General features: G+C 67.5%; 15 protein-coding genes, 1 pseudogene and 1 riboswitch. Of the genes and pseudogenes, 8 read left to right on the forward strand and 8 right to left on the reverse strand.

Features of this window, described 5'->3' with window-relative positions; translation table 11 throughout:
- Positions 1–169: 169 nt before the first annotated feature.
- The 4 genes and pseudogenes from AB0N89_RS20965 (at position 170) to AB0N89_RS20980 (ending at position 3,649) form a co-directional block, all read left to right on the forward strand.
- Positions 170–1,221 (forward strand): annotated as a pseudogene (locus tag AB0N89_RS20965) (DNA polymerase IV).
- A gap of 31 nt (positions 1,222–1,252) precedes the next feature.
- Positions 1,253–1,329, forward strand: a riboswitch (S-adenosyl-L-homocysteine riboswitch).
- Positions 1,330–1,471: 142 nt separating this feature from the next.
- Positions 1,472–2,947 carry an adenosylhomocysteinase gene (gene ahcY, locus AB0N89_RS20970; protein WP_364206824.1) on the forward strand — a complete coding sequence of 492 codons (1,476 nt, stop codon included), beginning with the start codon at positions 1,472–1,474 and terminating at the stop codon, positions 2,945–2,947.
- Between the two features lie 102 nt (positions 2,948–3,049).
- The gene (locus AB0N89_RS20975; protein WP_364207024.1) at positions 3,050–3,322 is read left to right on the forward strand and encodes a hypothetical protein; all 273 of its coding nucleotides are present in this window, start codon (positions 3,050–3,052) and stop codon (positions 3,320–3,322) included.
- A gap of 114 nt (positions 3,323–3,436) precedes the next feature.
- Positions 3,437–3,649, forward strand: coding sequence for a DUF2795 domain-containing protein (locus tag AB0N89_RS20980; protein ID WP_364206826.1), 213 nt, complete (start codon positions 3,437–3,439; stop codon positions 3,647–3,649).
- Positions 3,650–3,806: 157 nt separating this feature from the next.
- Here AB0N89_RS20980 and AB0N89_RS20985 read toward each other — a convergent pair whose 3' ends face one another.
- From AB0N89_RS20985 to AB0N89_RS21015, 7 genes are all read right to left on the reverse strand, one after another.
- On the reverse strand, positions 3,807–4,019 hold the full coding sequence (locus AB0N89_RS20985; protein WP_364207020.1) for a hypothetical protein: 213 nt from the start codon (positions 4,017–4,019) through the stop codon (positions 3,807–3,809).
- A 151-nt stretch (positions 4,020–4,170) separates the two neighbouring features.
- The gene (locus AB0N89_RS20990; RefSeq protein WP_364206828.1) at positions 4,171–5,025 is read right to left on the reverse strand and encodes a Ku protein; all 855 of its coding nucleotides are present in this window, start codon (positions 5,023–5,025) and stop codon (positions 4,171–4,173) included.
- A 118-nt stretch (positions 5,026–5,143) separates the two neighbouring features.
- Entirely contained in the window at positions 5,144–6,370 is a 1,227-nt protein-coding gene (locus AB0N89_RS20995; protein ID WP_364206830.1) for a styrene monooxygenase/indole monooxygenase family protein, read from the reverse strand.
- Between the two features lie 24 nt (positions 6,371–6,394).
- Positions 6,395–7,009 (reverse strand): ATP/GTP-binding protein, encoded by a 615-nt coding sequence (locus AB0N89_RS21000; protein ID WP_364206832.1) that lies wholly within the window; start codon positions 7,007–7,009, stop codon positions 6,395–6,397.
- A complete protein-coding gene (locus AB0N89_RS21005; protein ID WP_039918479.1) occupies positions 6,984–7,367 on the reverse strand; it encodes a DUF742 domain-containing protein in 384 nt (127 codons plus the stop codon). The genes AB0N89_RS21000 and AB0N89_RS21005 overlap by 26 nt, the downstream gene beginning before the upstream one ends.
- Before the next feature lie 19 nt (positions 7,368–7,386).
- Positions 7,387–7,821 (reverse strand): roadblock/LC7 domain-containing protein, encoded by a 435-nt coding sequence (locus tag AB0N89_RS21010; RefSeq protein WP_181777271.1) that lies wholly within the window; start codon positions 7,819–7,821, stop codon positions 7,387–7,389.
- Entirely contained in the window at positions 7,818–9,050 is a 1,233-nt protein-coding gene (locus tag AB0N89_RS21015; RefSeq protein ID WP_364206834.1) for an ATP-binding protein, read from the reverse strand. The genes AB0N89_RS21010 and AB0N89_RS21015 overlap by 4 nt, the downstream gene beginning before the upstream one ends.
- A 272-nt stretch (positions 9,051–9,322) precedes the next feature.
- On the opposite strand from AB0N89_RS21015, the gene AB0N89_RS21020 reads away from it, so the two are divergent.
- The 4 genes from AB0N89_RS21020 (at position 9,323) to AB0N89_RS21035 (ending at position 15,335) form a co-directional block, all read left to right on the forward strand.
- Positions 9,323–9,970, forward strand: coding sequence for a TetR/AcrR family transcriptional regulator (locus AB0N89_RS21020; protein ID WP_364206836.1), 648 nt, complete (start codon positions 9,323–9,325; stop codon positions 9,968–9,970).
- Between the two features lie 30 nt (positions 9,971–10,000).
- Complete coding sequence (locus AB0N89_RS21025) at positions 10,001–11,734, forward strand: ABC transporter ATP-binding protein (RefSeq protein WP_364206838.1); 1,734 nt, start codon at positions 10,001–10,003, stop codon at positions 11,732–11,734.
- Between the two features lie 125 nt (positions 11,735–11,859).
- Positions 11,860–13,758, forward strand: a complete 1,899-nt coding sequence (locus AB0N89_RS21030) for an ABC transporter ATP-binding protein (RefSeq protein ID WP_364207022.1) — start codon at positions 11,860–11,862, stop codon at positions 13,756–13,758.
- Between the two features lie 137 nt (positions 13,759–13,895).
- The gene (locus AB0N89_RS21035) at positions 13,896–15,335 is read left to right on the forward strand and encodes a DNA polymerase ligase N-terminal domain-containing protein (protein ID WP_364206840.1); all 1,440 of its coding nucleotides are present in this window, start codon (positions 13,896–13,898) and stop codon (positions 15,333–15,335) included.
- A gap of 246 nt (positions 15,336–15,581) precedes the next feature.
- Here AB0N89_RS21035 and AB0N89_RS21040 read toward each other — a convergent pair whose 3' ends face one another.
- Positions 15,582–15,935 (reverse strand): STAS domain-containing protein, encoded by a 354-nt coding sequence (locus AB0N89_RS21040; protein WP_364206842.1) that lies wholly within the window; start codon positions 15,933–15,935, stop codon positions 15,582–15,584.
- Between the last annotated feature and the right edge of the window lie 71 nt (positions 15,936–16,006).

Consider the following 16,006-nt stretch of genomic DNA (forward strand, 5'->3'; position numbering starts at 1 on the left):
AAGTGGTTGGGTCCGGCCACCCTGGGTTATTGTAGGGAATCCTACCAAAGACCCCGAATCGCCACTCACGACCACCTCGGCCTGGTGGTCTGCCGGGTCGGCGTCCGAAGCGGGCACGAGGGCGAGCGAGCCTGACACCTTTGCCCTTGCCCCTCAGTAGGCTCGCTTCATGGTCGTCCGGGAGTGGGTGCTTCACGTCGACCTCGACCAGTTCATCGCGGCGGTCGAGGTCGCCCGGCGGCCTGAGCTGCGCGGCAAGCCGGTCGTCGTCGGCGGCACCGGCGACCCGGCCGAGCGGGCCGTGGTGGCGACGGCGTCCTACGAGGCGCGAGAGTTCGGCATCCAGTCCGGGATGCCGTTGCGAACCGCCGCGAAACGGTGCCCTGAAGCGATCTTCCTCGCCACCGACGCGCCCGCGTACCAAGAAGTCTCCGATCGGGTGATGGCGACGCTGCGGGAGTTCCCGGTGGTGGTCGAGGTGCTCGGCTGGGACGAAGCGTTCCTCGGCGCCACCACCGACGATCCCGAAGCGCTCGCCACCGACATCCGGCGAGTGGTGGCCGAGGAGACCGGCCTGTCCTGTTCGGTCGGTGTCGGGGACAACAAACTGCGCGCCAAACTCGCCACCGGCTCGCCAAACCGGCCGGCATCTTCCGGCTCATCCAGGACAACTGGTGGGACGTCATGGCCGAGAAGCCGACGGACGCGCTCTGGGGCATCGGCGCCAAGACCACGAAGAAACTCGCCGAAGCCGGCTACCGGACCGTGCTGGAGCTGGCGGGCGCCGATCCGGCGGACCTCGCCTCACGGTTCGGTCCGAAGCTCGGCCCGTGGTACCGGATCCTCGCCGGCGGGATCGGCGACACAGAGGTCACCGCGACGCCTTACGTGGCGCGATCACGCAGCCGCGAGACGACATTCCAGCAGGACCTGACCGACCCCGGCGCGATGGCCGCCGAGATCGTCGCGCTGGCGAAACGCGTTTCCCGGGACGTCGCCGAGGAGGGCAGACCCGCCGCGCGGGTCGCGGTCAAGGTCCGGTTCGCTCCGTTCCTCACCCATACGCACAGCGTGACCCTGCCCGCATCGACCGCGGATCCGGCCGAGATCGAGAAGGCAGCGCTGGCCGTGCTCGACATGTTCGACCTCGACAGACCAGTACGCCTGCTGGGTGTCCGGGCCGAGTTCCTCTCGACGGCGGAGCGATCCGCGTCGCCTTGACAGCGCTCGCGGCGCTTTGCCATCCTGGTTCCGGGCCGAGAGGCGCTGCGACGGAATTCTTCCGCCACGCTCGGCCCGCTGCGACAGACGTAAGGGCGCCTCCCATCGCGGAGGTGCCTTTCTTGCGTCAGAACCCTTTTCCGGCCGTCGTCGAGGCCGTGCGCTGAACGACCCCCGCACTGACACCGTCCTTTCCGCCACCGGTGAGAAGGACCGCTCCGCCCTGCCTTCCTTGATGATTGGAGAACCAGTGAGCCCCACCCTGTCCAAGGTCAACGGGATCGAATTCGCCGTCGCCGATCTCTCCCTCGCCGAGGCCGGCCGCAAGCAGCTGCGCCTCGCCGAGGTCGAGATGCCCGGCTTGATGGCGCTGCGCCGCGAATACGCCGACTCGCAGCCGCTGAAGGGCGCGCGGGTCGCGGGTTCGCTGCACATGACCGTCCAGACCGCCGTGCTGATCGAGACGCTCGTCGCGTTGGGCGCCGAAGTGCGCTGGGTGTCCTGCAACATCTTCTCCACGCAGGACGAGGCGGCCGCGGCCGTCGTCGTCGGCCCGAACGGCACTGTCGAGCAGCCCTCGGGCTCGTCGGTGTTCGCGTGGAAGGGCGAGACTCTCGCCGAGTACTGGTGGTGCACCGACCAGCTCTTCGACTTCGGCGACGGCCGCGTCCCGAACATGGTCCTGGACGACGGCGGCGACGCGACCCTGCTGATCCACAAGGGTGTCGAGTTCGAGGCGGCGGGCGCCGTGCCGCAGGCGACCGAGGAGGACGGCGAGGAGTACGGCCTCGTGCTGGAAACCCTGCGCCAGAGCCTCGGCCGCGACACCGGCCGGTTCACCCGCATCGCCAAGGAGGTCCGCGGGGTCACCGAGGAGACCACCAACGGCGTCAAGCGGCTCTACAAGCTCGCCAAGGAAGGCGAGCTGCTCTTCCCGGCGATGAACGTGAACGACTCGGTGACGAAGTCGAAGTTCGACAACAAGTACGGCATCCGCCACTCGCTCATCGACGGCCTCAACCGCGGCACCGACGTGATGATCGCGGGCAAGGTCGCGGTCATCTGCGGTTACGGCGACGTCGGCAAGGGCGCGGTGGAATCGCTGCGGGGCCAGGGCGCCCGCGTGGTCGTCACCGAGATCGACCCGATCTGCGCGCTCCAGGCGGCGATGGAGGGCCTCGACGTCGTGGAGCTCGACGACGTCGTCGAGCGCGGTGACATCTTCATCACCACCACCGGCAACTTCGACATCATCATGGCCGACCAGATGGCCAAGATGAAGCACAACGCGATCGTCGCGAACGTCGGGCATTTCGACAACGAGATCGACATGGCCGGGCTCGCGAAGATCCCGGGCATCCGGAAGATCGAGGTCAAGCCGCAGGTGCACGAGTGGGTCTTCCCCGCGACGGCCGACCGCGAAGCGCACTCGATCATCGTGCTGTCCGAAGGCAGGCTGATGAACCTCGGGAACGCCACCGGCCACCCGAGCTTCGTGATGTCGAACTCCTTCACCAACCAGACGATCGCGCAGATCGAGCTGTTCACGAAGCAGGGCGAGTACGCCACTGACGTCCACGTGCTGCCGAAGCACCTCGACGAGAAGGTGGCGCGTCTGCACCTCGACGCGCTGGGCGTCCGGCTGACGAAGCTGACCAAACGCCAGGCCGAGTACATCGGCGTGGACGTAGAGGGTCCGTACAAGCTGGACCACTACCGCTACTGAAGTCCCGCCGCCCGTAGCCGATGTCGCGAGCGCCACGTTTGAGACGGTGAACGTCCCGAGCGTGGCGCTCGGGACATCCACGACAACGGACGACTAGGCCGAATGCGTGAAAACTACGGCCGGATGGACCTGTTTCCCAGCGCATGGGGCGGGAATCCCCTGAGTAGCCACACCCCGGCTGCGACCAGGCCGGGCGACTACGAAGGAGAAGGTGCCCCCGTGATCATTCTCGGCGTCATCCTGATTGTCATCGGTGTCATCGCCAGCATTCCCGTCCTGTACTCGATCGGGATCGCGCTCGCGGTCATCGGCATCATCCTGGCCGTGCTCGGAAACGCCGGGAAGGCCATCGGCGGTCGCGCCCACTGGTACTGAGCACCAGCACCGAAACGGACCGTGTCCCCGGCCTTCCACACGCGGGGACACGGTCCGTTTTCGTGCTCCGGCAGCCGGGTATCCGCCTCGGACGAGGCGAAGGGGGGAGAGCCGATGGCCGGAACGGACCCGCGTCCGTACTTGACCGAGGCGAACTACCCGTGCGGACGCGACGAACTCCTGCGCGCCGCCGCGGCGGGCGACGACGTCCTGGGACCGCTGGGCGCCCTTACCGCGACCGATTACGCGGACGGCGACGGGGTCTGGGACGCGGTGTGCGCCTGCGACGGCGCTTCGATCCACGACACCGCCAAGGAAGCACCGTGACATGAAGGGGTCCCCCGGCTCCGAGGGGGAGGGAGAGCCGGAGGACCCCGTCATAGTTAACACATTCCCGGCCACGATGTACACGAATGCATACACCTTCGAGTGGCAATCGGTCCCGATCACCCGAATCGGACCGGACTGGCGTATTGGCTGCCGGTCAAGAAGCTCGCAGCAGCAGCCTGTCCCGCACTTCCGCGCACGTGCAGCCGCCGTCGACGTCGAAGCAGTCGATCGTCAGCGTGTGCCGCGCGAAGTCGAGGTCGACGCAGCCGTCTTCACTGCATTCGGTGAAACCACCATCGAGGTGGACCACCAGGGTTCCGTGGCAGTGGTCGAGTCCGCCGGCGCAGAACGCGCACTCCATGCTCATGCCGCCTCCCGCGATCAGGTCGAAGATCGCTTCGGAAAAGTTCTCCTCGATTGCCCTTACTACCACCGAGGGGCGACAGATCCTGGCATACGCGCGGCGTGTCGCCGCACCCGGCGGAGTGACGCCGGGCACAGCGGTCCACAAAGGACGGTCAGGCGCTCTTGGGGGTTCGCTTGCCGGAAGCGGGCTTCTTGGCCGCGGTGGCCTTCTTCGCCGTCGACGGTTTCCGGGTCTTCTTCGCCTCGCTCACGCTGGCCTGCAAGGCCTCCATGAGGTCGACGACGTCGGCCTTCGCGCCGACGGCCTTCGGTTTCGTCGTCTCGTTGCCCGCGGCCTTGGCCTCGATCATGGCCTCCAGCGCCTCGCGGTAGGAATCGGTGTACTTCTCGTGCTCGAACACCGGCTCCGAGAGCGAGTCGATCAGCGAACCCGCCATCGTCAGTTCCTGCGGCCGCACCTGCGGCGGATCCTCGTGCAGGAACCCGAAGTCCGGGACACGGACCTCGTCGGGCCAGAGCATCGTCGTCATCATCAGGACGTCGCTGTGCACCCGCAGGATCGCGAGCGTCTCGCGCTGCCGGATGGCGACCTTCGCGATCGCCACGTGACTCGCCTTCTGCAGCGCGTCACGCAGGACCACGTACGGCTTGACGGCGTTCTTCTGCGGTTCGAGGTAGTAGGTCTTGTCGAAGTGGATCGGATCGATGGACTCCAGCGGCACGAACTCGAGCACGTCGATCGCCCGCGACGACGCCAGCGGCAGCTCGGACATGTCCTCGTCGGTGAGCACGACCATCTCACCGTCGGGCAGCTCGTAGCCCTTCGCGATCTCGGCGTAGGGCACTTCCTCGCCGTCGATCGTGCAGAACCGCTTGTACTGGATCCGGCCGCCGTCGGACTCGTGCACCTGGCGCAGCGAGACGTTCTTGTTCTCGGTGGCCGCGTAGAGCTGGATCGGGATGCTCACCAGCCCGAAGGACACCGAACCCTTCCACATCGAACGCATCGAGCCGCACCTCCGCCGCCGTCACCTGCAGTACTCACGCACGGTGACCACGGTAGCCCGAAATGCCCCACGGCGACAGTCCCGCGAACCCGATCGCGGGACCCTCGCGGTGCGGGAATCAGGCTTCGGCCAGGAACTTCTCCGCCTTCGCGGGATCGAAGAACCAGTGCTGGAAGTCGGTCGGATCGGAGAACCCGTTCGCGAACCGCTTCGCCACGGCGGGCTTCTCCCCCGCCGCGCCGATGATCTGGAGCACGTGCGGGGGCGGCGGCTGCAGCATCGCGTTGGTCCAGGTCGTCACGTGCTGGGCGTACTCCCAGTACTTGTCGAACGACGCCGTCATCCACTCCTCGTCGAACGGCTTGTCGCCGCGTTCGAGGATCGAGTCCAGATAGGACGCCGCGCAGTGGCTCGCGTTGTTGGAGCCCTGGCCGGTGATCGGGTCGTTGGCCACCACGACGTCGGCCATGCCGAGCACCGCGGTCCCGGACGGCAGCTTGCCGACCGCGTTCCGCACGACCGGGGTGTACCCGCCCGCCAGCGTCGCCTTGTCGTCGGTCAGCACGACGTTCCGCGAGCGCTCGTACTCCCACGGGAGGAACTGCTTCATCAGCGAGAGGATCCGGTCGAGATGCTGCTGCGGCGACGGACGGTCGCCCCAGCAGTCGAGCGGACCGCCGGGGACGCCCTCGAAGAACAGGATGTCGCAGTTCCCGGTCAGCGTGTACGCGGGGATCATGAACAGCTCCCCCACGCCCGGGATGATGTTGAACCGCACCGCGGCCTTGTCCGGGTGCTCGGGCCGGGGCTCCATGCCGTGCACGTAGGCGAGTGAGAGCGCGCGCTGCGGCTCGGTGTACGGCGAGCGTTCCGGCATCCGGTCGAAGAGCTGGACCAGCTCGCCCTTGCCCGCCGCGATGACGACGAGGTCGTAGAGCTTCGCCAGCGGCGCGAGATCCGAGGTGGTGACGCCGTGGATGACGACCTTGCCGCCGCGGTCCTCCACCAGTTCCAGCCAGGCCGCCATCTTCACCCGCTGGTCGACCGACTGCGCATAGTGCTCCAGCGGCGCGAACCAGTCCAGCACGCGGCTGGAGTCCGGGCCGGCGATGGACACGCCGAGTCCCTCGACCCGGACGGTCTCGTCCTCCCACAGGTTCAGCTTGTGGTCCCGCTCGTGCTGCAGGGCGGAGTGGAACATGCACTGGGTCGACATCACCTTGCCGGACCGGATCTCGTCCGGCGTCCGCGCCGACATCACCGTGACGTCGTAGTCGTGGTCCAGCAGGCTCAAGGCCAGCTGCAAGCCCGACTGCCCGGCACCGACGATCAGAACCTTGCGCATCCTCGACATTCCTCCCAGAACTGGTCAGCTGAGTGCGAATTCGCGGCCGGGTCCGGAGACCACCGCGAGGGACAGCGTGTGGGACACGAGTTCCTGCAACGTCGCGACCGCCGACTTCGGGTCGCGCGCGTCGCAGGTGACCAGCGGGATGTCCGGGGACAACGCCAACGCGTCACGAACCTCTTCGAGGTCGTGCACCGGCGTCCCCTCGAACTGGTTGACCGCGACGATGAACGGCAGCTCGGAGTCGTTCTCGAAGTAGTTGATCGCGGCGAACGACTGGTCGATCCGGCTGGTGTCGACCAGCACCACGGCACCGAGCGCGCCGCGCGACAGGTCGTCCCAGAGGAACCAGAACCGGGCCTGACCGGGCGTGCCGAACAGGTACAGGAGCAGGTCTTCGCGCAAGGTGATCCGGCCGAAGTCCATCGCGACCGTGGTGGTGGATTTGGTCCCGGGCGGCACCAGCTCGTCGACCCCGGCGCCCGCCTCGGTCATCCAGGCCTCGTTGCTCAGGGGCGGGACCTCGGAGACGGAGCCGACGAACGTCGTCTTGCCCACGCCGAATCCACCGGCGACCACGATCTTGGCGGAAATCGCCAGCAGATCGGCGTCAGACCGGGAGGCGCTTGAGTCCATCGAGGATCCTCTCGAGCACGTTCGTATCGTGGTTGTAAGCGTGGGCCGTCGGGTGCACGAAGACGGCTCCCTGGGTGGCGAGGTCGCCGATGAGCACGCGGACCACGCCCAAGGGCAGGTCCAGTCCCACCGAAAGCTCGGCGATCGACGAGCGTTCGCGGGCGCGCTCGTACAGCGATCGCGATTCGGGCATCAGCGCCTCGGCCAGCGACGGGTCGTAGCGCGGCACCGAGATCAGGGTCTCCACAAGGAGCAGCTGACTGCTCTTGGTGCGGCCGCCGGTCAGCGCGTACGGCCGGATTCTGCGGCTGCGCATCTTGACCGGCCGGTCCGGAGCTTGATCGCTGGACACGGTCATCCCTTCCTTCTCCGGATTCTCAGGCCTGCGGCCGTCGGGCGGTCAGGACCTGCCGGAGCCCCGCCCGCACCTCGGGGGTGAGGGCGTGACCGGCGTTGGTGATGAACTGGGTCATCTCGTAGGCGACGACCTTCATGTCGCAGTCCGGCTCGGTGAGCACCGCGAGCCCGGCTTCCGACCCGATCCCCATGAACAGGAAGTACCCGCGGGTGAGCCGGATGATGATCTGCTCGCAATTGCCCTTGCCGAACAGCGCGGCGCTGTTGCCCGCCAGGCTGAGCAGGCCGCTCGCGATCGCGGCGAGCTGCTCGGCGTCGTCACTGGACACCGATTCCGAGGCGGTCAAAGGGAAACCGTCGACGGACATGATCAGCGCGTGACTGGCGCCGTGCACCTTGCGCACGAAGTCGTCGAGCAGCCACGTGAAATCCGTGGTCGCGTCCTGGGCGGTCACTGGGTGTTTCCTCCGGTCTCGCGCTCGTGCCGGTCATCGAGGGCGGCACGCTCGCCGTCGCTGAAGGCGTCGAGGTCGGCCAGCAGCGCCTCGTGCCCGTCCGCCGCGTCGGCGGAGGGGGTGGTCGGCGGGGCCGGTTCGTCGGGCAAAGTCCTGATACTGCGGGAAACCCGGCGCGGGAGACCGCTCGCCGTGGTGCCGCCGTCGGCGGCGGGCGGCTGGAAGGCCGGCCGCGGACGCGGGCTGGGCTTGCGTTCCGGTTCCGGTTCCGCCGAAGGGGCCGGGCGGCGCCTCGGCAGCCCGGACGGCGTCGCGACGGGGTTTCCCACGGGCGCTCCGTTGGCGATCCTGGTCTGCGGCAGCACCACGGTCTGCGAACCGGACCACTGCTTCTCGGCCAGTTCCGAGACCACCGGGACCGGCAGCAGCACGGTGGCGACCGTGCCGTGCGGGGTGCGGCGGTCGAGTTTGACGGTGATCTCGTGCCGGTCGGCGAGCCTGCCGACGACCGCGAGTCCCATGTGCCGCACGGAATCGTCGTCGAGCACCGGACCGGCGGCCAGGCGCTCGTTCAATACCGCGAGCCGATCCGGCGGCATGCCGATGCCTTCGTCCTCGATGCGGATCAGCACGCTCCCCTGTTCGGTGAGATGCGCGCTGACGCTGACCGGAGAACTCGGCGACGACTGGTTCGCCGCGTTGTCGAACAGTTCCGCGAGGATCCGGCCGACGTCCTCGGCGGCGAAACCGACGACGCCGAGCGAAACGACGCGGCCGATCGTGATCCGCGAGTAGTGGTCGATCGACGACATCGCGGCCCGCATCACGTCGAGCACGGACGAGATCCCGGCGGTCGTGTCGTCGGCGTCCCGGCCGGCGAGCACACGCAGGTTCTCGGCGTTGCGCCGCAAACGGGTCGCCAGGTGGTCGAGGCGGTAGAGCTCGGCGAGACGGTCGGAGTTCTCCTCCCCCGCCTCCATCGTCTCCAGCTGCGCGAGCAACTGGTCGAGCAGGTTGAGGTCGCGCAACGCGACATTGGAACAGACGCCGGCGAGCGCGCCCGCGTCCGGTGCTTCCACCGCTGGCCGCTGCTCCACCGCCGGCTGTTCGGCGGGCGGAGCCGACGGAGCGTGCCTGGGCGGTGCGGCGAGGAACTGCGCCGCGGCGACCCTGGAACGGTCCAGAAGAACCCGTGAGCGGTCAAGCAAGCCTCGAGCCCGCGTCACCATGTGCTTCCACTTCTTTCTCTTCGCCTACCCGGACCCGTGTCGCACTCCCCAGCACAACGACCGACATGCAAGCAGAAGTAACTATCCGTGTCCACAGCCGGTTTCTGTTCAACAGCTCGCAGTGACATGGCCACGAAAGCGTTACGGCTGGTGAGCGGTGCACACTAGGCCATTCGGCTCATCTTGAGTGTCCTGCGCCACGGGGGATGTCCGAAAAGTGCGGAGTGCGCATAAATTTGCGGGGCACGCAACTTTTGCCTATCCTCTCGGTCGTGCCACCCGACTCCACAGCTCCTCTCGGACTGCGCGAACGCAAGAAGCGCGCGGCCCGTCGCGCCATGAGCGAGGCAGCGCTCAAACTCGCCGCCGAGAAAGGCGTCGAACAGGTCCGCGTCGAAGACATCGCCAACGCCGTGGGCGTCTCCCCGCGCACGTTCAACAACTACTTCTCCAGCAAGGAGGAGGCGATCTGCTCGTTCATCGTCGAACGGCAGGAACGGGTGCTGGAGGCACTGCGTGAAAGGCCGCCCGAAGAGCCGCTGTGGGAAGCGGTGAGCGCGGCGACCCTGGAGACCTACGGCCGTGACGGCGAGCCGAACCGCGACACGGTGCAGGTCGCGCGATCGATGATCCTGCACCCGTCGGTGCACGGCGAGTTCCTCAAGGCGCACGCCACCGTCGAGCGGGTACTGGCCGCGGGAATCCTGGAGCGGGCGGGCGCGGGTGCGGAAAACGCGTTGAACGCGAGGCTGATGGCGGCCATCGTGGAGTCCGCGGTGAAGACGGCGTTCTTCAACTGGCTGATGAACGAGGGTGCCGAGCCCTTCCTGGAAACCGTCGAGGCCCTCCTTCGCGAGGCCTCGAAAGGCGTCCCGTCGCTCACCCGACCCGAACCGGTGAAAAAACCGAACAAGCAGTAACACCCTACCCACCACTGGGGAGAAACCGTTGTGCTGACGAAGCTGTTGCGCATTCACCTGCGCCCGTACCGGCGAGAACTGTGGCTGATCGTGCTGCTGCAGTTCGTCCAGACCCTCGCCGGGCTCTACTTGCCCACGCTGAACGCGGACATCATCGATCACGGCGTGGTCAAGGGCGACATGGACTACATCCTCGGCGTCGGCGGCGTCATGCTGCTCGTGTCGCTGGTCCAGATCGCCTGCTCGATCGGCGCCGTATACTTCGGCGCCCGCACCGCGATGGCGGTCGGCCGCGACGTCCGCGCCGCGATCTTCCACCGGGTCCAGGACTTCTCCGCCCGCGAGGTCGGCCACTTCGGGACGCCGTCGCTGATCACCCGCACCACCAACGACGTCCAGCAGGTGCAGATGCTGACGTTGATGTCGTTCACCCTCGTGGTGTCCGCGCCGATCATGTGCTTCGGCGGCATCATCATGGCGCTGAACCAGGACGTCACCCTCTCCTGGCTGCTCGTGGTCGTCGTGCCGATCCTCGGCGCCGCGGTCGGCGTCATCATCGCGAAGATGCGGCCGGCGTTCCGGCTGATGCAGGAGCGCATCGACAAGATCAACCAGATCCTGCGCGAGCAGATCATGGGCATCCGCGTGATCCGGGCCTTCGTCAAGGACACCCACGAACGGCGCCGGTTCACCGAGGCGAACACCGAACTGCTGGACGTCTCCCTGGTCGTCGGCAGGCTCATGGCGCTGATGTTCCCCATCGTCATGCTCGTGATGAACGCCTCCAGCGTCGCCGTGCTGTGGTTCGGCGGGCTGCGCATCGAAGACGGCAGCATGCAGATCGGCGCGCTCACCGCGTTCCTGTCCTACCTGATGCAGATCCTGATGGCGGTCATGATGGCCACCTTCATGTTCATGATGGTGCCGCGCGCCGAGGTCAGCGCCGAGCGCATCACCGAGGTGCTCGACACGCACACCAGCGTCGTCCTCCCGCTGAACCCGGTCAGCCCCGGCGAAGTGCACGGACGGCTCGAACTGTCCGATGTGGAATTCCGCTACCCCGGCGCCGAAAAGCCGGTGCTGCAGGAGATCTCACTGCTGGCCAGGCCCGGTGAGACGACCGCGATCATCGGCAGCACGGGCAGCGGGAAGACCACGCTGCTGAACCTGATCCCCCGGCTGATGGACGCCACCGACGGCTCGGTGCGCGTCGACGACGTCGACGTCCGGGAGCTGGATCCGACCGTGCTGTCCGACGCCGTCGGGCTGGTGCCGCAGAAGCCGTACCTCTTCGCCGGGACGGTCGCGAGCAACCTCCGCTACGGCAAGGCCGACGCCACCGACGAGGAACTGTGGCACGCCCTGGAAGTGGCCCAGGGCAAGGACTTCGTCGAGGCGATGCCCGAGGGGCTGGACTCCCCCATCTCCCAGGGCGGGACTAACGTCTCGGGCGGGCAGCGGCAGCGGCTCGCGATCGCGCGGATGCTGGTGCGGCGTCCCGAGATCTATCTCTTCGACGACTCCTTCTCCGCGCTCGACTACGCGACCGACGCCGCGCTGCGGCGGGCGCTGGTGGCCGAGACCGCCGAGGCGACCGTGGTGATCGTCGCGCAGCGGGTCAGCACGATCCGTCACGCGGACCGCATCGTCGTGCTCGACGAGGGCCGCGTCGTCGGCAACGGAACGCACACCGAACTCATGGACGGCAACGAAACCTATCGCGAGATCGTGCTGTCCCAGCTGACCGAGCAGGAGGCCGCCTGATGAGCGCGCCCGAATCCACGACGGAAACCTCGAGCGCTCCGGCCAAACCGGTCGGCGAGCGCGCGAGCGCGGCGCGGGGGCCCGGCCCCGGCGGAGGCGGTTTCGCCCGCGGGCCCGCCGCCTTCATGGGCGGGCAGTCCAGCGAGAAGGCCCTGGACTTCAAGGGATCGCTGAAACGCCTGCTGCGCCTGTTGAAACCGCAACGCGCCATGCTGTACGGGATCATGGTCTTCGGCGTCGTCAGCGTCGCGCTGAGCGTCATCGGCCCGAAGATCCTCGGCATGGCGACCGACCTCATCTTCGCGGGTGTCGTCGCGAAGGACATGCCTCCGGGGGTCGGCAAGGAAGAGGTGATCGCCGGGCTGCGCGCGGCGGGCAACACCACTCTCGCCGATCTGTACTCGGGGATCGACTTCGTCCCGGGCCAGAGCATCGACATCGACGCCGTCGGCCAGGTGCTGATGTGGGTGCTGCTGCTCTACATCGTGGCGTCGTTCTTCTCGCTGCTGCAGGCGCGGCTGACCACGAACCTGGTCCAGCGGGCCGTGTTCGAGCTGCGGGAACGGATCGAGGAGAAGTTCGCCAAGCTCCCGCTGAGCTACTTCGACCGTCAGCCGCGCGGTGAGGTGCTGAGCCGGGCGACCAACGACATCGACAACCTCGCGCTGTCGCTGCAGCAGACCCTCGCGCAGATCGTGTCGTCGCTGCTGATGGTCATCGGCGTGCTGGTGATGATGTTCGTCATCTCGCCGGTGCTGGCGCTGGTCGCGCTGCTTTCGGTGCCGGCTTCGGTGTTCGTCGCGGCCAAGATCGGCAAGAAGGCGCAGCCGCAGTTCATCAAGCAGTGGTCCACCACCGGGCGCCTCAACGCGCACATCGAGGAGATGTACACCGGGCACTCGCTGGTCAAGGTGTTCGGCCGCCGTGAGGAGGCCGAGGAGGTCTTCCGCGAGCACAACGACACGCTGTACAACGCGAGCTTCAAGGCGCAGTTCATCTCGGGCACCATCCAGCCCGCGATGATGTTCATCGGCAACCTGAGCTACGTGCTGGTGGCCGTGATCGGCGCGCTGCGGGTGGCGTCCGGGACGCTGTCGCTCGGCGACGTCCAGGCCTTCATCCAGTACTCGCGGCAGTTCAGCCAGCCGGTCACGCAGATCGCCAGCATGGCGAACCTGCTGCAGTCCGGGATCGCGTCCGCGGAGCGGGTCTTCGCGTTGCTCGACGCGGACGAGCAGGAGCCCGAGCCCGCCGAACCCGCACGGGTCGAGAACGTTCGCGGCCAGGTCGAGTTCGAGCACGTGTCGTTCCGGTACGCCGCGGACACGCCGCTCATCGAGGACCTTTCGCTCACCGTCGAACCGGGGCACACGGTGGCCATCGTCGGCCCGACCGGCGCGGGGAAGACCACGCTGGTCAACCTGCTCATGCGGTTCTACGAACTCGACGGCGGCCGGATCACGCTCGACGGTGTCGACATCGCCGAGATGGACCGCGAGGACCTGCGGGCCAAGACCGGCATGGTGCTGCAGGACGCGTGGCTGTTCGGCGGCACGATCGCGGAGAACATCGCCTACGGTTCCGCGGGCGCCACGGACGAGGAGATCGTCGCGGCGGCCAAGGCGACCCACGTCGACCGGTTCGTCCGCACCCTGCCCGACGGCTACGACACGGTCATCGACGACGAGGGCGGCACGGTCAGCGCCGGCGAGAAACAGCTGATCACCGTCGCGCGGGCGTTCCTGGCGAAGCCCGCGATCCTCATCCTCGACGAGGCCACCAGTTCGGTCGACACGCGGACCGAGGTATTGATCCAGCGGGCGATGAACTCGCTGCGCGAAGGACGGACGAGTTTCGTCATCGCGCACCGGCTCTCCACCATCCGGGACGCGGACGTCATCCTCGTGATGGAAAACGGCTCGATCGTCGAACAGGGCGACCACGAAACACTGCTGCTCACCGGCGGTGCGTACTCGCGGCTGTACGCGGCCCAGTTCGCCGAGGCACTGGCCGAAACCGACTGAACCACCGTCGGAACTGTCGGAACGAAGGCCCCTTTTCCCACTTTCGCCGTGGGAAAAGGGGCCTTCATCACGCGTGCGGACCATGAACGGCGCTAGGCTTGCCTGACCGGATCCGGAGAGGGGTGCGCTGGCCGACCATGGCGGAGAGACTCGGCGAATACCGCCGTAAGCGCAGACCGGGGCGGACTCCCGAACCCCTTCCGGAACGCGACGGGGAGACCGGGACGGACGATCTCTTCGTCATCCAGGAACACCACGCGAGCAGCCTGCACTGGGACGTCAGGCTCGAACGGGACGGCGTGCTGGTCTCCTGGGCGGTCCCCAAAGGCCTCCCGATGTCGCCGGACCTCGAACGCCTCGCCGTACACACCGAAGACCATCCGATGGAATACCTCACCTTCGAAGGCGAAATTCCCGCCGGCGAATACGGCGGCGGGACCATGACCGTCTGGGACACCGGCCGGTACGAAACGCTGCACTTCAACGACCACAAGGTCGAGATCGTCTTCCACGGGAAACGGGCCCGCGGGAAATACCTGTTCCTCAATGTGAAGAAGGACGGGCACGATCGCGGCTGGCTGCTCAAACGGCTCGACCCCGCCGAACCGGGACGCGTGGGCCTGCCCCCGTTCCTCGCCCCGATGCTGACCAAACCGGGACGTCTCCCCTCCACCGGCGAAGACGCGCACTGGGCCTACGAATTCGACTGGTCCGGACGCCGGACGCTGATCCGCGTGTCCGGGGGCCGGATCACCGCGTACGACGATTCGGGCGACGACGTCACCGGGCTGTACCCCGAATTCCGCGGGCTGGGCGAGCAGCTCGGGGCCACGGAAGCCTTTCTCGACGGGGAAATCGTCGTCTTCGACGGCGGGAAGCCGAGTCCGGAAGGGCTCGGGCACCGCGCCCGGGCGACGAAGACCTCCGCGAAACGGCTCACCGCCCGGTACCCGGCGTTCTACCTGGTCGACGATCTCCTGCATCTGGACGGTCGTTCGTGCGTCGACGCGCCTTACGTCGAACGGCGTGAGCTCCTCGACGAGATCGGGCTCAGCGGGCCGCACTGGCAGGTCCCCCGCTACTACCTCGGCGATGGCGGTGCGGTCGCGCGGGCGGCCCGCGAACACGGACTCGCCGGCATCATCGCCAAACGGGCCGACTCCGCGTACCACCCGGGAAAGCGCACCGGGGACTGGCTTTCCATCACCGGCACCCGCGTCCAGCAGGTGGTGCTGGGCGGCTGGCGGCCGGGTGGCGGCAGCCGGGCGCGCACGTTCAGTTCGCTGCTGCTCGGCGTCCCGCACGAAGACGGCTTGCGGTACATCGGAAACGTCGGCGTCGGCTTCGCCGTCGACGAGCTGGAGGAACTCTCCCGGCGGCTGTTCCGCCTGGAGCGCAAGACATCCCCGTTCGATTCCGTACCGGACAAACAGGCGCGGGACGCGCACTGGTCGCGGCCGACCATCGTCGGCGAAGTCGTCTTCGGCGGCTGGACCGAGGCGGGCTGCCTGCGCAACCCGCGCTGGCGCGGCCTGCTGCCGGACGTCAGCGCCGAAGACGTCGAACCGAACGGCTAGCTTGAGTTTTTTACTGAGAGGAAGACCCAAGGTGGCGTGTCAGAGTGCGGGTCTCCACCCGCCTCCACCGAGCTTGTGAAAGCCACTTTCGCAACATCCCCAGGCCCCTGTGCTCCGGCGAGATGGGCGATCACTCGTGATCAGTCGGCGATCACCGAGCTTTCGGTCTGATCACGCGAGTCACGCCTTCGCCCACCTCGGGGTGAGACATGACGCCACATTTGCCTTACCCCTAGACAACCTGCCCTAGAGACGCACATCCTCGACGTCCCGCCGGACGTCGAGGTCGGCTCCGACCCCGCTGACGTCCAAGATCCTTGACACCAAAGCGGTTTTGACGATCACCGAGAACCTCGGTGCCGCGGCGTTGGCCTCCTCGAGGGCGTGCAATCCGGCACAACTGAGGAAGCCGACGCCGGAAAGATCGAGGATCACTTGGCTTCCCGTGCCACACGCACCGGTGAGTTCGGTGCGGAACCGGCCGATCGTGGCCGCGTCGATCTCCCCCACCGCGGTGAGGACGAGGACGCCGTCATCGCGGCGGCTGGTGGTCACGGCCAGGGGCGGCGGTTCGCCGGGTACGCGCTGGCCAGGCAACATTGGGGGCGCCTCTCTCCAGACCACCAAGTCCCCTCGACGGTACTCACCACGCGCGGGAGGTCAACCCGGGC

This window comes from Amycolatopsis sp. NPDC089917 (assembly GCF_040684635.1).
Taxonomy (GTDB): domain Bacteria; phylum Actinomycetota; class Actinomycetes; order Mycobacteriales; family Pseudonocardiaceae; genus Amycolatopsis.

Coding starts and splice junctions, on each gene's coding strand:
- AB0N89_RS20975 (WP_364207024.1), top strand. CDS start 3,050: ATGCGTGAAAACTACGGCCGGATGGACCTGTTTCCCAGCGCATGGGGC.
- AB0N89_RS20980 (WP_364206826.1), top strand. CDS start 3,437: ATGGCCGGAACGGACCCGCGTCCGTACTTGACCGAGGCGAACTACCCG.
- AB0N89_RS20985 (WP_364207020.1), bottom strand. CDS start 4,019: ATGAGCATGGAGTGCGCGTTCTGCGCCGGCGGACTCGACCACTGCCAC.
- AB0N89_RS20990 (WP_364206828.1), bottom strand. CDS start 5,025: ATGCGTTCGATGTGGAAGGGTTCGGTGTCCTTCGGGCTGGTGAGCATC.
- AB0N89_RS20995 (WP_364206830.1), bottom strand. CDS start 6,370: ATGCGCAAGGTTCTGATCGTCGGTGCCGGGCAGTCGGGCTTGCAGCTG.
- AB0N89_RS21000 (WP_364206832.1), bottom strand. CDS start 7,009: ATGGACTCAAGCGCCTCCCGGTCTGACGCCGATCTGCTGGCGATTTCC.
- AB0N89_RS21005 (WP_039918479.1), bottom strand. CDS start 7,367: ATGACCGTGTCCAGCGATCAAGCTCCGGACCGGCCGGTCAAGATGCGC.
- AB0N89_RS21015 (WP_364206834.1), bottom strand. CDS start 9,050: ATGGTGACGCGGGCTCGAGGCTTGCTTGACCGCTCACGGGTTCTTCTG.
- AB0N89_RS21030 (WP_364207022.1), top strand. CDS start 11,860: ATGGGCGGGCAGTCCAGCGAGAAGGCCCTGGACTTCAAGGGATCGCTG.
- AB0N89_RS21035 (WP_364206840.1), top strand. CDS start 13,896: ATGGCGGAGAGACTCGGCGAATACCGCCGTAAGCGCAGACCGGGGCGG.
- AB0N89_RS21040 (WP_364206842.1), bottom strand. CDS start 15,935: ATGTTGCCTGGCCAGCGCGTACCCGGCGAACCGCCGCCCCTGGCCGTG.